This is a genomic window from Bradyrhizobium sp. Leo170, assembly GCF_004296405.1.
Lineage (GTDB): Bacteria > Pseudomonadota > Alphaproteobacteria > Rhizobiales > Xanthobacteraceae > Bradyrhizobium.
In genome coordinates, this window is record NZ_PSRR01000745.1 from 1 (window position 1) to 1,123 (window position 1,123).

Below are 1,123 nucleotides of genomic sequence, written 5' to 3' on the forward strand. Positions count from 1 at the left end.
CGCCTTCAACATCGCGGTCATTCGCCGCGAGCCCAGGAACGGCCAGGCGGTGAACAGCTCGTCGATCCGCCGCATCAGGGCAAGGTCGTTGTCGTTGGCCGGCCGTGGCGGCCGGTAGACCCCAGAACGGGCGATGCCAAGCAACATGCATTGCCGGCGGATCGACAGCGCCTGGTCGGCGCGATCGAGCATTCCTCGACGGTCCGGCGTGCTCATCTTCCCATCTTCCGGACCTCCGCGCTAAAAAATCGCGCTCGACTGTCAGTTGTCCGATCTTGGCATGCAGCTTCTCGATCTCGCGTTCGCGAGCGTCCTCGCTCTCGCGCCCGACACCCGCGTCAAAAGCCCGGGTCGCCTGGTCCAGCAGCTGCTTCTTCCAGGCATAGATCTGGTTCGGGTGAACCTCATAGCGCTGGGCCAGATCGGCCACCGTCGCCTGCTCCCGCACGGCTTCCAGCGCGATCTTTGCCTTCAACGCCGCGTCGATCTTCCGTCGTGTCTTCGTCGTCATCATGCGCTCCGTCTATCAAGCGGAGCGGCCCTTTTCCAACTTAGCCTCTGGTCCCAAAACCGGGGTCCATTTCACATCCACCGTCGCACTTGCATTCATTGCAACTGTGAGGACAGTTGGGCAGAACTGGGATGATTGCCCCCGTCCTGTACTACTCATTTGTTGCCGTCTCTCAACGAAAGTTGCCAATGATCACCTCCTTGATCTTTTGATCTTTTGAAAGAAGGTTAGACATCAGTGCAGCAACATCATTGAGCTTAGCAAGCAGCCCTTGCAGAAAAATCAACGCCATCTGCCCTTCGCTATTGGCACTGTCAATCGCCGCCTTAAGGTTGTTGATGGCAGCGTCGAACTGCGACTGCACACCTCTCTTGTCGGATTTCTCCGTCTCGATGGAGATGCCGTGTGCCTGCATCCATTCAAACACATCCTGAGTCTTGCCTTGCGAATCGACGAAGCTGCCGTAGTCTCTAACCGTCTTTTCATCGGTAGGTCGATTGGTGCGCAGGGCCGCCAATGCCTTATTCATATCTTTCAGCAAACTGCTTCGCGCTTGCATATCGTCGAATTCGGATCGGATTTGATTCTGGTAGATGTCATGCCGTTCCATCA

The 1,123-nt window shown here is 56.8% G+C and carries 2 protein-coding genes; both read right to left on the reverse strand.

Annotated features, from left to right (window positions below; genetic code table 11):
- Positions 1 to 511 (reverse strand): transposase (locus tag CWO89_RS44425; protein WP_165421618.1); only part of this gene is annotated, 511 nt, incomplete at its 3' end.
- Positions 512 to 683: 172 nt separating this feature from the next.
- The coding region (locus CWO89_RS46695) for a hypothetical protein (RefSeq protein ID WP_130232035.1) at positions 684 to 1,123 on the reverse strand (440 nt) is incomplete at its 5' end.